Genomic DNA, 15,583 nt, shown 5'->3' on the forward strand with positions numbered 1-15,583 from the left:
GCATGTTGCGGCGAGCATGCGCGCAACACAACGACGAAAGTAACAGATGATCAAAATTGGAATTGTGGACGACCACGCCATCGTGCGATCGGGCCTCCGGCAGTTCTTCTCCGAGCACGTGGACCTGCGCGTGGCGGGTGAGGCAGCCAGTGGCCGCGAGGCCATCGAACTGGTGCGCACCACGGAGCTGGATGTGCTGGTCATGGACCTTTCGATGCCGGGGCAGAGCGGAATCGACGCGCTGGCCATGATCCGCGCCAAGGCGCCGGATGTCGGCATCCTGATCCTGAGCGGCTACCCGGAAGAGCACTACGCGATGAACCTGATCCGTCAGGGTGCAAGCGGCTACCTGAACAAGGAGTGCGATCCGATCGAGATCGTCAATGCCATCCGCACCATCTCGCTGGGCCGCCGCTACATCACGCCCGCCGTGGCCGAACTGCTGGCGCGCCAGCTCGACCGCAAGGACGATGCGGCACCGCACGAGCAGCTGTCGGAGCGCGAGTTCCAGGTGTTCCTGAAGCTGGCCAAGGGCGAGACGGCGGGTGACATCGCCAAGACGCTGTCGCTGTCGGTGAAGACGGTGAGCACGTACCGCACGCGGCTGATGGAAAAGATGAACCTCTCGTCCAACAGCGACCTGACGTACTACGCGCTGAAGAACAAGCTGATCGACTGACCGTTGCATAGGGGTGGAGAAGAGGCCCGGTGCGGCTTCTTCATCCCGCCTCGGGCGAAGCGCGCAATGCCTTGGCCTGTGCCAGGCAGAACTCGACCAGCGCATCGATCTCGTTCGACTTGTCGAACACTGCATCGACACCGAACTCGGCGCAACGCCGCCGGATGTCGGGCGTCGCATAGTTGCTGAGCACCACCACCTTCTGGTCCGGCCCGCGCGCCTGGCAGGCCTGCAGGACACCCAAGCCGCTGCCCTGCTTGAGGAAGAGATCGACGATCGCCAGGTCCCATTCGGCGCCGTGGCCGAGCAGCCATTCGCGCGCGTGGTCTTCGGTTTCGGCGAAGCCGACGACCGTGGTACAGGTGAGCTCTTCCAGCGTGCCAATGAGGTTTTCGCGGATCGTGAGGTTGTCTTCGACGACGTATGTCTGCAATCTGGAATCCATGCCGAACCACGCTTCCTCTGACGTTGGCAGGTGCATCCGAAGCGCCCCGCTGAGGGAATGCCTGCACGTGGACATTGAGGCTTTCCCGTCGCGCATCATGAAGGGTTCGTGGGCCGAGTGTTGTAGGCGTGTTCCGACGCGCGCCAGCGGGGGCGCATCCGTAGGCGATGCCGCACGGTTCGTGAGGCCCATCGCCGACCCGGCACCCGCAACCATTGAGGTATTCACTTGAACATGGCTACGCACATTCTTCGCACCCGGCCGTGGCCGATCTGGCTGAAGCTGCTGGTGTCCCTCGTGCTGCTGCTCGCCGCCTTGCTGGTCGCGCTGGTCTTCTTTCCGTGGGATGCGCTGCGTGAACCGGTCAACCGCTACGTGAGCGAGAAGACGGGGCGCAAGTTCGAGATCACGCGACGGCTCGATGTCGACCTGGGCTGGCGCACGGCCACCGTCAAGCTCGACGGCCTGGCGTTCGCCAACCCCGGGTGGGCGCGCGACCCCTACCTCGTGAAGGCCGATCGCGCGGAGTTCGACATCCGCATCTGGCCGCTGGTCGCCCGCAAGATCGATATTCCGCGGCTGGCGCTTTTCTCGCCCACGGTCGGGCTGCAGATGGAGCAGGACGGGCGCCGCACCTGGGCGCTCGGCAAGGACACCTCCGACTCGGGCACCGTGCCCAGCATCGGGCTCATCCAGGTCGACACCGGGGCGATCGACTTTCTGGCGAAGCATTTGGGCGTGGACCTGCACGCCGACCTGAGCTACGACTCCAGCCGTGGCGCGCTGCCGCTCAGCTACCGCATCAAGGGCCGCTACAAGGGCCAGCCGCTGACGGCCAACGGCCGCACGGGCAACGTGCTGCAGATCAACGCCGCCGGCGCGCCGCCCTTTCCGGTGGAGATCAACGCCGCGGCCGGGCAGACGCAGCTCAAGGCCAGTGGCACCGTCGCCAAGCTGGCGGGGCTCGATGGCATCGATGCCAAGTTCGAGCTCAAGGGGCAGACGCTGGGTGCGCTGTTTCCGCTGCTCGGCATCGCGCTGCCGCAGACCTCGCCCTATGCGCTGAGCGGTGACCTGAGCAAGCGCGGCAAGCTCTGGTCGGTGGCCGGCCTCAAGGGCAAGCTGGGCCTGTCCGACATCGCCGGCGACATGCGCTTCGACCAGGCCGGCAGCCTGCCGCACCTGGCGGGCGACCTGCGCTCGAAGGTGATGGACATGGACGACCTCGGGCCTCTGATCGGCCTTCCGCCCACGGCACGCACGGCCAACGCGGTGGAGGGCGTGGCGCCCCCGCCGACGATCACGCAGGTCAAGCGCCCGGCGGGCGGCAAGGTGCTGCCCACCGCGCCACTCGATTTCGAGCGCCTGCGCGCCATGAACGCCGACGTGAAGTACACGGCCGAGCGCATCCGCAACGTGCGCGAGATGCCGCTGGACAGCGGCAGCGTGCAGGTGAAGCTGAACGACGGCGTGCTCGCGCTCGACCCGCTCGACTTGGGCGTGGGCGGCGGCAAGCTGGTGGGGGCCATCCGCATCGATGCGGCGAAGAATCCGGCCGATATCCGCGCCTCGCTCGATCTGCGCGGCATGCAGCTGGCCCGCCTGTTCCCCAAGCTGGAAACCACGGGCAACAGCGTGGGCCGGCTCGACGGCCGACTCAACCTCTCGGGGCCGGGCAGCTCGGTGGCCAACTGGCTCGGCGGTGTGTCGGGCGACGTGGCGGTGCTGTCGGGGCGCGGCCAGTTCGGCAACCTGCTGCCCGTGTTCGCGACGCTCGTAGGGGGCGACATCATCAAGTTCCTGCTGCGTGGCGACCGCAATGTCGAGCTGCGCTGCGCGGCCATCGCCTTCGACGTCAACAAGGGGCTGATGACCGGGCGCACGCTCGTGGTGGACACGACCAATGCCGTGTTCACCGCCAGCGGGCAGGCCAACCTGGCCAAGGAGACGCTCGATTTCGTGGTCCATCCGGAGCCCAAGAGCAAGAGCATTCTTTCGATCCGCACGCCGCTGGTCGTCAGTGGCACCTTCGGTGACCCGAAGGGCGGCCTCGAGATCGCGCCGCTGGCGGGGCGGGGCCTTGCCGCGCTGGCGCTTGGCGCTATCAATCCGTTGCTGGCGCTGGCCGCGACCATCGAGACCGGGCCCGGCGAAGACTCGGATTGCAAGGGCGTGCTGGCGGGTGCGAACCGGCCGACAGCCGGGGCCGCGGCCAATGGCGCTGCGAGGGCGAAGGGCGCCCGGCAGCCCTGATGCCGGCCCGCGCCGGCGGGATCGGGAAGATCAGGCGGCGCCGGGACGCTGCGCGCAGACGCTGCAGTGCGGGTCACGCGCCACGCGCAGCGTGTCGAACGCCGTGCTGCGGCCATCGAACATCAGCAGCTTGCCCGCCAGCGACGGGCCGATGCCGGCGAGCAGCTTGAGCGCTTCGCTGGCCTGCAGCGTGCCGATGGTGCCGACCACGGGGCCGAACACGCCGAGCACCGCACAACGGGTTTCTTCAAAGGCCGCGTCGGGCGGGAACAGGCAGGCGTAGCAGGGGGAGGCCGCATCGCGTGTGTCGTACACGCTCAACTGGCCGTCGAAGCGGATCGCCGCGCCCGCCACCAGCGGCTTGGCATGCGCCACGCAGGCGCGGTTGACGGCATGGCGGGTGGCGAAGTTGTCGCAGCAATCGACCACCACGTCGGCCGCCGCCACGAGGCGCGACAGCAGCGCCTCATCGGCACGCAGGGCGTGGGTTTCGATGGCGATGTCGGGGTTGATGTCGCGCATGGCCTGCGCGGCCGATTCGACCTTGGGGCTGCCGACGCGGGCGTTGGTGTGGGCCACCTGCCGCTGCAGGTTGGTGAGGTCGACTTCGTCGTCGTCCACCAGGGTGATGTGGCCGACACCGGCGGCGGCAAGGTAAAGCGCGACCGGAGAGCCCAGCCCGCCTGCGCCGATCACCAGGGCGCGCCCGGCACTGACGCGCGCTTGCCCGTCGATGCCGAACTCTTCAAGCAGGATGTGGCGCGAGTAGCGCAGCAGGTCACGATCGTCCATGCGCGCTTCGGTTCTCGCGAATGAGGAAGCGAAACCGTCGACGGCGCGAACCGCACTGTGCGTGCGGCCCGGTCACCGGCTTCAGTTTTCCTTCTTCTCTTCCTTGTTGTCGACGATCACCTGCGTCTTGCTGACCAGCACCGGCTGGCCCTTCAGGCGGTTGAGCGCCTGCACCAGCGGGAAGTCCTTGTCGGTGCCGAATTCGGGCACCTTGCGGTCTTGCGGCGGCTTCTTGGCTTCTTCTTCGAGGCGCTTGCGTGCCTCGTCGCGGGCCTTCTCGCGTTCCGGGTCCTTGGTCTCGGGGCCCTGGCCGCTGGCCAGGTGCTTTTCGAGGTCGGCCTCGCGCATGCGCAGGGCGGCGAACGGGCTGCCTTCGGCGCTCTCGTCGACCAGCACGTTGGGCACGATGCCCTTGGCCTGGATCGAGGTGCCGCTCGGCGTGTAGTAGCGCGCCGTGGTGATCTTCAGGCCGGTGTCCGGGCCGAGCGGGCGCACGGTCTGCACCGAGCCCTTGCCGAAAGTCTGGCTGCCCATGATGGTCGCGCGCTTGTGGTCCTGCAGCGCGCCGGCCACGATTTCGCTGGCGGAGGCCGAGCCTTCGTTCACCAGCACCACCAGCGGCACGGTCTTCAGGGCCGCAGGCAGGCTGCGCAGCGGGTCGCTGCCGGAGCGGCGCTGGTAGTACTCGGGAGCCGCCTTGTAGACCGACTTGCTTTCGGCAAGCTGGCCGTCGGTGGTCACCACCGTGACGTTCTCGGGCAGGAAGGCCGAGGACACGGCCACGGCCGCGTCGAGCAGGCCGCCCGGGTCGTTGCGCAGGTCGAGCACCAGGCCCTTGAGGTTCGGGTCTTCCTTGTACATCTCGTCGATCTTCTTGACGAAGTCGTCGACGGTGCGTTCCTGGAATTGCGACAGGCGGATCCAGCCGTAGCCGGGTTCCATGATCTTGCCGCGGACCGATTGCGTGCGGATTTCCTCGCGCGTGATCGTGACCGGGAAGGTGCGGCTCTCGTCCTTGCGGAAGATGGTCAGCAGCACCTTGGTGTTGGCTTCGCCGCGCATGCGCTTGACCGCCTCGTTCAGCGACAGGCCGCGCACGGCGGTGTCGTCGATCTTGGTGATCAGGTCATTGGGCTTGAGGCCGGCGCGGAAGGCCGGGGAGCCTTCGATGGGCGAGACAACCTTGATGAGGCCGTCTTCCTGCGAAATCTCGATGCCCACGCCGACGAATCGGCCGGTGGTGCCTTCCCGGAATTCCTTGAAGGACTTCTTGTCGAAGTACTGGGAATGCGGGTCGAGCCCGGCGACCATGCCGGAAATTGCATCGGAAATGAGCTTCTTCTCGTCGACCGGTTCGACGTAGTCGCTCTTGACCATGCCGAAGACGGCAGCGAGCTGCTGCAATTCTTCGAGGGGAAGCGGCGCAAGCGAACCGCGTGCGACCGTCTGCAACGAGACGGTGGTCAAGACGCCTGCTACGGCGCCGGCGGCGACCCAGCCGGTGATCTTCAGTTTCTGGCCCATCATGAGTGATTGTCCTTGTCGGCGGCTGTCGAACCAATATACACAGCTTGGAAGCAAATTGTTTGCCGGGGTTCCACGGGGGAAGCGGCACGCGGGGTTTTCTTCAGCCTTTGCCTTGCGAGGCCACTGCGGCGGCGGCCTGTTCGGCTGCGGCGGCGTCGCCGAGGTAGTAGTGCCGCAGGGGCTTGAGGTCGTCGTCGAGCTCGTAGACCAGCGGGATGCCGTTCGGGATGTTCAGGCCGACGATGGCGTCGTCCGAGATGCCGTCCAGGTATTTCACCAGCGCCCGGATCGAGTTGCCGTGGGCCGCCACCACCAGACGGCGCCCGGTGCGGATGGCCGGCGCCATCGATTCGTTCCAGAACGGCAGCACGCGCGCCACCGTGTCCTTCAGGCATTCGGTGAGCGGGATCTGCTCGGGCGACAGCTTGGCGTAGCGCACGTCGCCGCGCTCGCTGCGCGGGTCGTCGGCTTCCAGCGGCGGCGGCGGGGTGCCGTAGCTGCGGCGCCAGACCAGCACCTGCTCGTCGCCGTACTTCTTGGCGGTTTCGGCCTTGTTCAGGCCCTGCAGGCCGCCGTAGTGGCGCTCGTTCAGGCGCCAGGAGTGCACCACCGGCAGCCAGGTGCGGTCGAGCTCGTCGAGCGTGTGCCACAGGGTGCGGGTGGCGCGCTTGAGCACGCTGGTGTAGGCGACGTCGAAGTCGTACCCCTCGGCCTTGAGCAGCCGGCCGGCCTGCTTGGCCTGCGCCACGCCGGTCTCGGTCAGGTCGACGTCCGTCCATCCGGTGAAGCGGTTTTCGAGATTCCAGGTCGATTCGCCGTGACGGATCAATACCAGTTTGTGCATGTGGGAGGCCTTTGGCTGCGCTTGCGAAACCTCGCATTCTAAAATCCCCGGTTTGCCATTCAAGGAACCCCCGTGAAATTGATCGAATTCGTCACCGCGAACTGGATGCTGATCCTGATCGCGCTCAGCTCGGGTGCCATGCTGGCGTGGCCGCTGGTGCGGGGAGCGGGCGGCGGAACGCTCACGGCCCAGGGCGCCGTGCAGCTCATCAACCGCGAGCGCGCTGTGCTGGTCGACGTGCGCGAACCGGAAGAATTCGCCACCGGCCACATGATCGGCGCGAAGAACGTCCCCCTGAACCAGCTCGAAGAAAAGCTGGTCGCCACGGTCAAGAACAAGACCGTGCCGCTGCTGCTGGTCTGCGCCACCGGCGCCCGCGCCCAGCGCGGCGTGGCCATGGCCAAGAAGCTGGGTTACGAGCAGGCTCAAGCCGTGGCCGGCGGGCTCAAGGCCTGGAAAGAGGCTAACCTGCCCGTTGAAAAGGCCTGAAACCTCCCCGAGATACAGCGTATGCAAGCAGTCAAGATGTACACCACCGCCGTTTGCCCCTACTGCACGCGTGCGAAGCAAATCCTCAAGTCCAAGGGCGTCGAGCAGATCGAAGAGATCCGCATCGACACCGACCCCCAGGCCCGCAACACCATGATGGAGATCACCCAGCGCCGCACGGTGCCGCAGATCTTCATCGGCGACACCCACGTGGGTGGCTGCGACGACCTGATGGCGCTCGACGGCCGGGGCGGTCTGGTGCCCCTTCTTCAAGGCGCCTGACATGCCGGGCGGCCGCCGTCACGAAAGTGGTCCGGCGGTAGGGCGATAATCCCTTGCTCATTCATCTGCAGCCCGCTGCGGGAACCTCTCCCCGGCGGGCATTGTTTTGATCCTCGAAAGTTCAGCCATGGCCGACCAGCAAGCCCAAGATCCCGTTTTCCAGATCCAGCGCGTCTACCTCAAGGACCTGTCGCTCGAACAACCCAATTCGCCCGCGATCCTGCTGGAGCAGGAACAACCCACCGTCGACATCCAGCTCGGCGTGGACGCCCAGCCCGTGACCGACGGCATCTTCGAGATCACCGTGTCGGCCACCGTGCAGACCAAGATCGGCGAGAAGACCGTGTTCCTGGTCGAAGCCAAGCAAGCCGGCATCTTTGAAATCCGCAACCTGCCCGAAGAACAGATGGGCGCGATCCTGGGCATCGCCTGCCCGCAGATCGTCTACCCGTACCTGCGCGGCAACGTCGCCGACGTGATCCAGCGCGGCGGCTTCCCGCCCGTGCACCTCGCCGAAATCAACTTCCAGGCGATGTACGAGCAGCAGCAGGCACAGGCCGCCGGCCAAGCCTCGCCGACCCTGGCTCAGTAAACCGGGCACAACGCCGCCAACGCCGATGAAGATCTGCGTTCATGGCGCCGGTGCCTGGGGCACGGCAGTCGCCGTCAATGCGGCGGCTCGCCACGAGGTCACGCTCTGGGCGCGCGATGCGGCCCAGGCCGACGTCATTTCGAAGGCGCGCGAAAACACCCGCTACCTGCCGGGGCTGGCTCTGCCGGCCTCGCTCGCCGTTCGTGCGGGCGACATCCGTCAGGCGCAGGCCGGCGCCGACCTCGTCATCGTGGCCACGCCCATGGCCGCCCTGCGCGAACAGCTTATCGCACTGCGCGGCACGACCGCGCCGGTGGCGTGGCTGTGCAAGGGCGTCGAGCCCGCGCTCGACACATCCCCTACATCCTTTGGCCTGCTCGCCCACGAAATATGGGCGCAGGTTGCTCCCGATTTAAGAGCGGGCGTTCTCAGCGGCCCCAGCTTTGCGCAAGAGGTCGCCGAAGGGCGGCCGACCGCGCTGGTGGCCGCCAGCCCGCATGCGGCGGTGCGCGACGCGCTGGTCGACGCCTTCCACGGCCCGGCGCTGCGCGTCTACGCCAACGACGACATCGTGGGCGTCGAGGTCGGCGGCGCGGTCAAGAACGTGCTCGCCATTGCCACCGGCCTGTGCGACGGCCTGGCGCTGGGGCTCAACGCCCGCGCGGCGCTCATCACGCGCGGCTTGGCCGAAATGACGCGCTTCGGCCTTGCGCTCGGTGCGCGGGCCGAGACCTTCATGGGCCTCTCGGGCCTCGGCGACCTCGTGCTCACCTCCACCGGCGACCTGTCGCGCAACCGCAAGGTCGGGCTGCTGCTGGCCCAGGGCCGCACGCTGGCGCAGGCCGTCGATTCGCTCGGCCACGTGGCCGAAGGCGTTTACTGCGCGCGCACCGTGGTGCAACGCGCTCGCGGCCTGGGCATCGAAATGCCCATTGCCGAAGGCGTGGTGGCGCTGCTGGACGGCCGCGTGAGCCCGAAGGACGCCGTGGCCGCGCTGACCGGGCGCGACCCGGTGCCCGAATCGGTCCAGCCCGGCGCAGCCGCGGCGAACCCCCGCCATTCCCCCTGACAAGACTGCTGAAGACAAAAAAGAGCCATGAGCCCTCGCTTTGATTTTTCTGCGTCGGCCGTGGCCGCGCTGGCCCTGGCCGATGCCACGCGTGCATTGCAGGAAGACGTCGCCGACGGCGACCTCACCGCCTCGCTGGTAGCCCCCGACCGCCGCGCCCGCGCCCGCGTGCTCGCGCGCGAATCCGCCGTGCTGTGCGGCGCACCCTGGGTCGAGGCCACGTTGCGGCAGCTCGATCCGCAGGCGCGCATCACCTGGTTGTGCGGCGAAGGCGAGCGCTGCGCCGCCGACCAGACCGTGCTGGAGATCGAAGGCGCTGCTCGCGCGCTGCTGACGGCCGAGCGCACCTCGCTCAACTTCCTGCAGTTGCTGAGCGCTGTCGCCACCAAGACCGCCGTGTATGCCGATGCCGTCAAGGGCACCCGGGCCCGCATCGTCGACACCCGCAAGACCCTGCCGGGCCTGCGCCTGGCGCAGAAATACGCGGTGCGTACCGGTGGCGGCCTGAACCACCGCATCGGCCTTTACGACGCGGTGCTCATCAAAGAGAACCACATCGCCGCAGCCGGCGGCGTGGCCGCAGCCCTGCGCGCGGTGGCGCCAGTGGCCGAACGCGCGGCCTTCGTCGAGGTCGAGGTCGAAACGCTGGACCAACTGCGCGAAGCGCTGCAAGCCGGCGCACGCATGGTGCTGCTCGACAACATGGACCTGCCCACGCTGCGCGAGGCGGTTCGCATCAACGACGAAGCGGGCAATGACCGCAAGGCCGTGCTGGAGATTTCGGGCGGCGTGACACTCGACGGCCTGCGCGCCCTGGCCGAGACCGGCGTTGATCGCATCTCGGTCGGCGCGTTGACCAAGGATGTGAAAGCCATCGATTTCTCGATGCGCTTCCAGGAAGGCTGACCCCCGCATGGCGTCCTCTCTCGTCATCGATGTCGACTACGAGCAGCCCACGGCGCTGCAGGGCGCGGTGTGCGACACGCGCCATGCCTGGGCCCGCGTGCCGCCCGAGCCGTCGCCGGATGAACGCATCGCGCTCAAGGAACGCATTCGCCGCCTGCTGCGCGAGCGCAATGCGGTGATGGTGTCGCACTTCTACGTGCACCCCGACCTGCAGGACCTGGCCGAGGAAACCGGCGGCATCGTGAGCGACTCGCTTGAAATGGCGCGCTTCGGCCGCGACCATGCCGCGCAGACGCTGGTGGTGTCGGGCGTGCGCTTCATGGGCGAGACCTCGAAGATCCTTTCGCCCGAAAAGCGCGTGCTGATGCCCGACCTGGACGCCAATTGCTCGCTCGACCTGGGTTGCCCGGTCGAGCAGTTCAGCGCGTTCTGCGACCAGCATCCCGACCGCACCGTGGTGGTCTACGCCAACACCAGCGCGGCTGTGAAGGCGCGTGCCGACTGGCTGGTCACTTCAAGCTGCGCACTCGACGTGGTGAACGCGCTGCATGCGGCGGGCCAGAAGATCCTCTGGGGCCCCGACCGCCACCTGGGCGACTACATCCAGCGCCAGACCGGCGCGGACATGGTCAGCTGGAACGGCGCCTGCATCGTGCATGACGAGTTCAAGGCGCTCGAACTCGAGTTGCTCATGAAGGAGCACCCGAAGGCGAAGGTGCTGGTGCATCCCGAATCGCCATCCGACGTGATCGCGCTGGCGGACGCCGTCGGCTCGACCTCGGCCATCCTGAACGCGGCGCAGCGCATGGACGCGACCGAATTCATTGTGGCTACCGACACCGGGATGCTGCACAAGCTGCGCACGCTGAACCCGGGCAAGACTTTCATCGAAGCGCCCACCGCCGGCAATGGCGGCACCTGCAAGAGCTGCGCGCATTGCCCGTGGATGGCGATGAACGGACTGGTGGAACTGGCGAATGCGCTGGAGACGGGCGCGGGCGAGATTCATGTCGACCCGGCGCTGGGGCTGCGGGCACGGGTGCCGATCGACCGGATGCTGGCGTTCACGGCAGGCCTGAAGAACGGGCAGGCGCCCGGGAGCCTGGTCGCCGGTATCGGCGCGGCCTGACCCTGTCTTCTGTCTTGCTCCTTCCCCCTCTGGGGGAAGGTTGGGATGGGGGCAGGCAGAGCGCTCGATGGGTACGCCGCTGTGCCCCCACCCCGGCCCTCCCCCAAAGGGGGAGGGAGAAAGAAAAACCTAGAAGTCCACGGTGCAGGAATCGCCCAGCGCCTCGCGCCAGACCTTCACCCGCGCCAGCGAAGCCCGCAAATCTGGCAGCGCATCCGCAATGAACACGCAAAGGTTCTCCAGCGTCGGCGGATGCAGCCCCGCCACATCGTCCAGCAGGTGATGGTCGAGCTGCTCGCGCACCTCCTCCAGCCGCCGACGCAGCAACCCCAGGTCGATCACCATCCCCGTCACCGGATCGCGCTCGCCCGCGAGCCAGACTTCGGCGTGGTACGTATGGCCGTGGATACGGCGGCTGCCTTCGACTTCGATCTCGCGCTTCAGCGTGTGAGCGGCGTCGAAGAAAAAGCGTTGGCTGATGGTGAAGCGCATCGTCAAAAAAGAAACCCAAAAATAAAAGCTGTCACTCAGCGGATGCCGGTGATCTTGTGCGTCTGCACGCTGAGCCGCCATGCCGGCTGGCGCATGCATTCGGCAATGCACAGCTCGGTGTTCGCGACCCGGTCGGGCCCGTCCATCGGCTGCAAAAAGCGGTGCGTGAACTCGCCGGTGCGCGCCATCGTGTCGAGGTCGAACGCGGTCTGCGGCCACACCAGCTTCAGCTCCTGCCCGCGCTGCTGCACCCATGGCGCACCGGCCTTGGGGCTGATGCACAGCCAATCGATGCCCTCGGGCGCGACCACCGTGCCGTTGCTCTCGACCGCGATGCGAAAGCGCCGTGCATGCAGCGCATCGACCAGTGCCGCATCGACCTGCAGCAGCGGCTCGCCGCCTGTCAGCACCACCAGCCGATGATCGGCGTCGCCAGCCGGCCATTGCGCGGCAATGGTGTCGGCGAGCAGGTCGGCGGTCTTGAACTTGCCGCCCAGCGTGCCGTCGGTGCCCACGAAGTCGGTGTCGCAGAAACGGCAGACGGCACTGGCGCGGTCTTCCTCGCGGCCGCTCCAGAGGTTGCAGCCCGCAAAGCGGCAGAACACGGCCGGCATGCCGGCCTGGCCGCCTTCGCCTTGCAGGGTGTAGAAGATTTCCTTGACGCTGTAGCTCATGGCGTTGCGAAGGCCTCGATCTCCAGGTTGTCGATCAGCCGCGTGGTGCCCAGCCGTGCCGCGGCCAGTGCCACCAGCGGTTCGCCGGCAGACGGGGCCTGCAGGTCCGAGCGGCGCCGCAGCACAAGATAGTCCGGTTGCCAGCCGCGCTGCGCGAGCGCCTGCATTGCCCGCGCTTCGATCGCGGCCAAATCGCGCTCGCCGGCCTGCACGGCCGCAGCCATCGCCTTCAGCGCCTTCGACAGCTGCACGGCCTCGGCGCGCTCGGCTTCGCTCAGGTAGCCGTTGCGCGACGACAGCGCCAGCCCGTCGGCGGCGCGGAAGGTCTCGCCGCCGACAATCTCGATGGGCAGCGCGAACTGCCGCACCATGTGGCGGATCATCATCAGCTGCTGGTAGTCCTTCTTGCCGAACACGGCCACGCGCGGCTGCACGCACTGAAAGAGCTTCATCACCACCGTGCACACGCCGATGAAGAAGCCGGGCCGGAAGTGGCCTTCGAGGATGTCGGCCAGCGCCGGATCGGGGTGCACCTTGCAGGTCTGCGGCTCGGGGTAGAGCGCTTTCTCGTCGGGCGCGAACAGCACGTCGCAGCCGGCGGCGCGCAGCTTCTCGCAGTCGCTGTCCCAGGTGCGCGGATAGGTGTCGAAGTCTTCGTGCGGCAAAAACTGCAGGCGGTTGACGAAGATGCTCGCCACCGTCACGTCGCCCAGCGGTTTCGCCTGCTTCACGAGCGCCAGGTGGCCGTCGTGCAGGTTGCCCATGGTCGGCACGAAGGCCGGTCGCTTGAAGGCCGCCAGGTGGTTGCGCAGGTCGGCGATGGTGTGTGCGATGTACATGAACAGTCCTTACCAGGCGTGGAGTTGATCGTCGGGAAAGCTGCCGTCCTTCACCGCATGCACGTAGGCCGCCAGGGCCTGCGCGATGCTCGAGGAATCGGCCATGAAGTTGCGCACGAACTTCGGCATGCGGCCGAGGTTGATGCCCAGCATGTCGTGCAACACCAGCACCTGGCCGGCGGTGGCCTTGCCGGCACCGATGCCGATGGTGGCGCAGTGCGCCAGTTCGGTCGTGAGTTCGGCGGCCAGTGCGGCCGGCACCATCTCGAGCACCAGCATCGTCGCGCCCGCGTCCTGCAGCGCATGGGCCTGCTGCTTGAGCAGGGCCGCGGCTTCATCGCCCTTGCCCTGCACGCGGTAGCCGCCCAGCGCATGCACCGTCTGCGGCGTCAGGCCCAGGTGGGCGCACACCGGGATGCCGCGCTCGACCAGGAAGCGAACCGTCTCGGTGGTCCAGCCGCCGCCTTCGAGCTTGACCATGTGCGCGCCGGCCTGCATCAGCACCGTGGCACTGCGCAGTGCCTGCTCGCGCGATTCCTGGTAACTGCCGAAGGGCAGGTCGGCAATCAGCCAGGCTGTGCCCTGCACGCGGCGCAGGCCGCGCGAGACGCTGTCGGTGTGATAGCGCATGGTGTCCAGGCTCACGCCCACGGTGCTGTGTAGGCCCTGGCAGACCATGCCGAGCGAATCGCCGACCAGCAGGCAGTCGATGCCCGCCGCGTCGGCCATGGCCGCGAAGGTGGCGTCGTAGGCGGTCAGCATCGCGATCTTCTCGCCGCGCGCATGCATGTCGGCCAGGCGCGGCAGGCTCACGGGCTTGCGCGAGGCGGGCGCCGAGGCCGGCGGCAGGGTGCCGTAGGGCGAGGCGGTCTGGGCCGATGGGGTTGGGGTGGTGGTCGACATGGTTGGGTTTCTCCCTGCGGGCGTCGGTGGCCGGGCATCCTTGGTGACAGAAGATGAAAGCGGGTGGGTCGTCAGCCGGCCGGCGGCACCAGGACGGTCGGTGCGGTGGGCTCGGCGAGCGAAGGGTAGTCGCGGCTGAAATGCAGCCCGCGGCTTTCGTGGCGTGCCTGGGCCGAGCGCACGATCAGTTCGGCCACCTGCACGAGGTTGCGCAACTCCAGCAGGTCGCGCGTGACGTGGAAGTTCGCATAGAACTCCTGGATCTCGGCCTGCAGCAGCGCGATGCGATGGCTCGCGCGCTCCAGCCGCTTGTTGGTGCGCACGATGCCGACGTAGTCCCACATGAAGCGGCGCAGCTCGTCCCAGTTGTGCGAGATGACGACGGACTCGTCGGCGTCGGTGACGCGGCTGTCGTCCCACGCGGGCAGCGTGGCGGTGCGACGTGCGGGTGCTTCGGCGATGGCGTCGGCGGCGGCGCGTGCGAACACCATGCACTCGACCAGCGAATTGCTGGCCAGCCGGTTGGCGCCATGCAGGCCGGTGCAGGCGGTTTCTCCGATGGCGTAGAGGCCCGGCACGTCGGTGCGGCCGGCAAGGTCGCTGAGCACGCCGCCGCAGGTGTAGTGCGCGGCTGGCACCACGGGAATCGGCTCGCGCGTGATGTCGATGCCCAGCTCGGCGCAGCGCGCCAGGATGTTGGGAAAGTGCTCTTTCAGGAACGCGGCGGGCTGGTGCGAGATGTCGAGGTACACGCAATCGAGGCCGTGCTTCTTCATCTCGAAGTCGATGGCGCGCGCCACCACGTCGCGCGGCGCGAGTTCGGCGCGCTCGTCGTGTTTCGGCATGAAGCGGGTCCCATCGGGGAGCTTCAACAGGCCGCCTTCGCCGCGCACCGCCTCGCTGATCAGGAAGGACTTGGCATGCGGGTGGTACAGGCAGGTCGGGTGGAACTGGATGAACTCCATGTTCGATACCCGGCAGCCCGCGCGCCATGCCGCGGCAATGCCGTCGCCGGTGGCCGTGTCGGGGTTGGTGGTGTACAGGTACACCTTGCCCGCGCCGCCCGTTGCCAGGATGGTGTGCGGCGCGCGGAAGGCCTGCACCTCGTCGGTGGCGTCGTCCAGCGCGTAGAGGCCCAGGCAGGCCGGGTCATGAAGGCCGAGCTTGGTGCCGGTGACGAGGTCGACCAGCGTGTGGTGCTCGAAGAGCGTGATGTTCGGCGTGCGGCGCACGCGCTCGATCAGCACCTGCTGCACGGCGGCGCCGGTGGCGTCGGTCACGTGCACGATGCGGCGCTGGCTGTGGCCGCCTTCGCGCGTCAGGTGCAGGCCGCCGCCTTCTTCCGAGAACGGCACCCCCAGCTCGCGCAGCCAGCCGATGGCTTCGGGCGCATGCTCGACCACGAAGCGCGTGGCCTCGGGGTCGCACAGGCCCGCACCGGCCACCAGCGTGTCTTCGACGTGGGCGTCGAAGCTGTCGCCCGCCGCCAGCACCGCGGCAATGCCGCCTTGCGCCCAGGCGCTGGAGCCGTCGTTCAGCGCGCGCTTGGTCAACACCGCCACGCGGTGCGTGGGGGCCAGGTGCAGCGCGGCGGAGAGGCCGGCGAGGCCGCTGCCGACGATGAGGACGTCGAAGTCGTGCACGGCGGAATTCTCTGAATTTGGGGTG

General features: G+C 67.7%; 17 protein-coding genes. 8 read left to right on the forward strand and 9 right to left on the reverse strand.

Annotation, left to right across the window (positions count from 1 at the left end; all coding sequences use genetic code 11):
* Positions 1-46 precede the first annotated feature (46 nt).
* Complete coding sequence (locus BLQ28_RS07475) at positions 47-679, forward strand: response regulator (protein ID WP_007837167.1); 633 nt, start codon at positions 47-49, stop codon at positions 677-679.
* Between the two features lie 40 nt (positions 680-719).
* Here BLQ28_RS07475 and BLQ28_RS07480 read toward each other — a convergent pair whose 3' ends face one another.
* Positions 720-1,124, reverse strand: coding sequence for a response regulator (locus BLQ28_RS07480; RefSeq protein ID WP_093238095.1), 405 nt, complete (start codon positions 1,122-1,124; stop codon positions 720-722).
* Positions 1,125-1,358: 234 nt separating this feature from the next.
* On the opposite strand from BLQ28_RS07480, the gene BLQ28_RS07485 reads away from it, so the two are divergent.
* Positions 1,359-3,377, forward strand: coding sequence for an AsmA family protein (locus tag BLQ28_RS07485; protein ID WP_093239370.1), 2,019 nt, complete (start codon positions 1,359-1,361; stop codon positions 3,375-3,377).
* A 30-nt stretch (positions 3,378-3,407) separates the two neighbouring features.
* Here BLQ28_RS07485 and BLQ28_RS07490 read toward each other — a convergent pair whose 3' ends face one another.
* The 3 genes from BLQ28_RS07490 to gpmA form a co-directional block, all read right to left on the reverse strand.
* Positions 3,408-4,169, reverse strand: coding sequence for a HesA/MoeB/ThiF family protein (locus BLQ28_RS07490; protein WP_093238096.1), 762 nt, complete (start codon positions 4,167-4,169; stop codon positions 3,408-3,410).
* Positions 4,170-4,250: 81 nt separating this feature from the next.
* Positions 4,251-5,693: a S41 family peptidase gene (locus BLQ28_RS07495; RefSeq protein WP_093239371.1), complete on the reverse strand. Its 1,443-nt coding sequence runs from the start codon at positions 5,691-5,693 to the stop codon at positions 4,251-4,253.
* Positions 5,694-5,796: 103 nt separating this feature from the next.
* Entirely contained in the window at positions 5,797-6,540 is a 744-nt protein-coding gene (gene gpmA / locus BLQ28_RS07500; protein WP_093238098.1) for a 2,3-diphosphoglycerate-dependent phosphoglycerate mutase, read from the reverse strand.
* A gap of 105 nt (positions 6,541-6,645) precedes the next feature.
* Here gpmA and BLQ28_RS07505 point away from each other — a divergent pair, with 105 nt between their 5' ends.
* The 6 genes from BLQ28_RS07505 (at position 6,646) to nadA (ending at position 11,007) form a co-directional block, all read left to right on the forward strand.
* Positions 6,646-7,029: a rhodanese-like domain-containing protein gene (locus BLQ28_RS07505; protein ID WP_371126629.1), complete on the forward strand. Its 384-nt coding sequence runs from the start codon at positions 6,646-6,648 to the stop codon at positions 7,027-7,029.
* Positions 7,030-7,050: 21 nt separating this feature from the next.
* On the forward strand, positions 7,051-7,311 hold the full coding sequence (gene grxC / locus BLQ28_RS07510) for a glutaredoxin 3 (RefSeq protein WP_093238101.1): 261 nt from the start codon (positions 7,051-7,053) through the stop codon (positions 7,309-7,311).
* Between the two features lie 127 nt (positions 7,312-7,438).
* Positions 7,439-7,903 carry a protein-export chaperone SecB gene (gene secB, locus BLQ28_RS07515; RefSeq protein ID WP_093238102.1) on the forward strand — a complete coding sequence of 155 codons (465 nt, stop codon included), beginning with the start codon at positions 7,439-7,441 and terminating at the stop codon, positions 7,901-7,903.
* A gap of 25 nt (positions 7,904-7,928) precedes the next feature.
* Entirely contained in the window at positions 7,929-8,972 is a 1,044-nt protein-coding gene (locus tag BLQ28_RS07520; RefSeq protein ID WP_093238104.1) for an NAD(P)H-dependent glycerol-3-phosphate dehydrogenase, read from the forward strand.
* A 27-nt stretch (positions 8,973-8,999) separates the two neighbouring features.
* Positions 9,000-9,878 carry a carboxylating nicotinate-nucleotide diphosphorylase gene (nadC, locus tag BLQ28_RS07525; RefSeq protein WP_093238105.1) on the forward strand — a complete coding sequence of 293 codons (879 nt, stop codon included), beginning with the start codon at positions 9,000-9,002 and terminating at the stop codon, positions 9,876-9,878.
* Between the two features lie 7 nt (positions 9,879-9,885).
* A complete protein-coding gene (gene nadA / locus BLQ28_RS07530; protein ID WP_093238107.1) occupies positions 9,886-11,007 on the forward strand; it encodes a quinolinate synthase NadA in 1,122 nt (373 codons plus the stop codon).
* Positions 11,008-11,136: 129 nt separating this feature from the next.
* On the opposite strand, the gene BLQ28_RS07535 is transcribed toward nadA, so the two are convergent.
* From BLQ28_RS07535 to nadB, 5 genes are all read right to left on the reverse strand, one after another.
* Positions 11,137-11,499 carry a 6-pyruvoyl trahydropterin synthase family protein gene (locus tag BLQ28_RS07535; protein ID WP_093238108.1) on the reverse strand — a complete coding sequence of 121 codons (363 nt, stop codon included), beginning with the start codon at positions 11,497-11,499 and terminating at the stop codon, positions 11,137-11,139.
* A 35-nt stretch (positions 11,500-11,534) separates the two neighbouring features.
* A complete protein-coding gene (queE, locus tag BLQ28_RS07540; protein ID WP_093238110.1) occupies positions 11,535-12,173 on the reverse strand; it encodes a 7-carboxy-7-deazaguanine synthase in 639 nt (212 codons plus the stop codon).
* Positions 12,170-13,012 (reverse strand): pantoate--beta-alanine ligase, encoded by an 843-nt coding sequence (gene panC, locus BLQ28_RS07545; RefSeq protein WP_093238111.1) that lies wholly within the window; start codon positions 13,010-13,012, stop codon positions 12,170-12,172. The genes queE and panC overlap by 4 nt, the downstream gene beginning before the upstream one ends.
* A 9-nt stretch (positions 13,013-13,021) precedes the next feature.
* A complete protein-coding gene (gene panB, locus BLQ28_RS07550; protein WP_093238113.1) occupies positions 13,022-13,915 on the reverse strand; it encodes a 3-methyl-2-oxobutanoate hydroxymethyltransferase in 894 nt (297 codons plus the stop codon).
* A gap of 71 nt (positions 13,916-13,986) precedes the next feature.
* Positions 13,987-15,558: an L-aspartate oxidase gene (gene nadB, locus BLQ28_RS07555; RefSeq protein ID WP_093238114.1), complete on the reverse strand. Its 1,572-nt coding sequence runs from the start codon at positions 15,556-15,558 to the stop codon at positions 13,987-13,989.
* Positions 15,559-15,583: the final 25 nt, after the last annotated feature.

Origin of the sequence: Variovorax sp. EL159 (assembly GCF_900100965.1) — a bacterium.
In the GTDB taxonomy this organism is placed as follows: Bacteria; Pseudomonadota; Gammaproteobacteria; order Burkholderiales; family Burkholderiaceae_C; genus Variovorax.

Coding starts and splice junctions, on each gene's coding strand:
- BLQ28_RS07475 (WP_007837167.1), top strand. CDS start 47: ATGATCAAAATTGGAATTGTGGACGACCACGCCATCGTGCGATCGGGC.
- nadA (WP_093238107.1), top strand. CDS start 9,886: ATGGCGTCCTCTCTCGTCATCGATGTCGACTACGAGCAGCCCACGGCG.
- BLQ28_RS07485 (WP_093239370.1), top strand. CDS start 1,359: ATGGCTACGCACATTCTTCGCACCCGGCCGTGGCCGATCTGGCTGAAG.
- BLQ28_RS07490 (WP_093238096.1), bottom strand. CDS start 4,169: ATGGACGATCGTGACCTGCTGCGCTACTCGCGCCACATCCTGCTTGAA.
- panB (WP_093238113.1), bottom strand. CDS start 13,915: ATGTCGACCACCACCCCAACCCCATCGGCCCAGACCGCCTCGCCCTAC.
- BLQ28_RS07520 (WP_093238104.1), top strand. CDS start 7,929: ATGAAGATCTGCGTTCATGGCGCCGGTGCCTGGGGCACGGCAGTCGCC.
- grxC (WP_093238101.1), top strand. CDS start 7,051: ATGCAAGCAGTCAAGATGTACACCACCGCCGTTTGCCCCTACTGCACG.
- BLQ28_RS07505 (WP_371126629.1), top strand. CDS start 6,646: ATGCTGATCCTGATCGCGCTCAGCTCGGGTGCCATGCTGGCGTGGCCG.
- secB (WP_093238102.1), top strand. CDS start 7,439: ATGGCCGACCAGCAAGCCCAAGATCCCGTTTTCCAGATCCAGCGCGTC.
- gpmA (WP_093238098.1), bottom strand. CDS start 6,540: ATGCACAAACTGGTATTGATCCGTCACGGCGAATCGACCTGGAATCTC.
- queE (WP_093238110.1), bottom strand. CDS start 12,173: ATGAGCTACAGCGTCAAGGAAATCTTCTACACCCTGCAAGGCGAAGGC.
- BLQ28_RS07535 (WP_093238108.1), bottom strand. CDS start 11,499: ATGCGCTTCACCATCAGCCAACGCTTTTTCTTCGACGCCGCTCACACG.
- BLQ28_RS07480 (WP_093238095.1), bottom strand. CDS start 1,124: ATGGATTCCAGATTGCAGACATACGTCGTCGAAGACAACCTCACGATC.
- nadC (WP_093238105.1), top strand. CDS start 9,000: ATGAGCCCTCGCTTTGATTTTTCTGCGTCGGCCGTGGCCGCGCTGGCC.
- BLQ28_RS07495 (WP_093239371.1), bottom strand. CDS start 5,693: ATGGGCCAGAAACTGAAGATCACCGGCTGGGTCGCCGCCGGCGCCGTA.
- panC (WP_093238111.1), bottom strand. CDS start 13,012: ATGTACATCGCACACACCATCGCCGACCTGCGCAACCACCTGGCGGCC.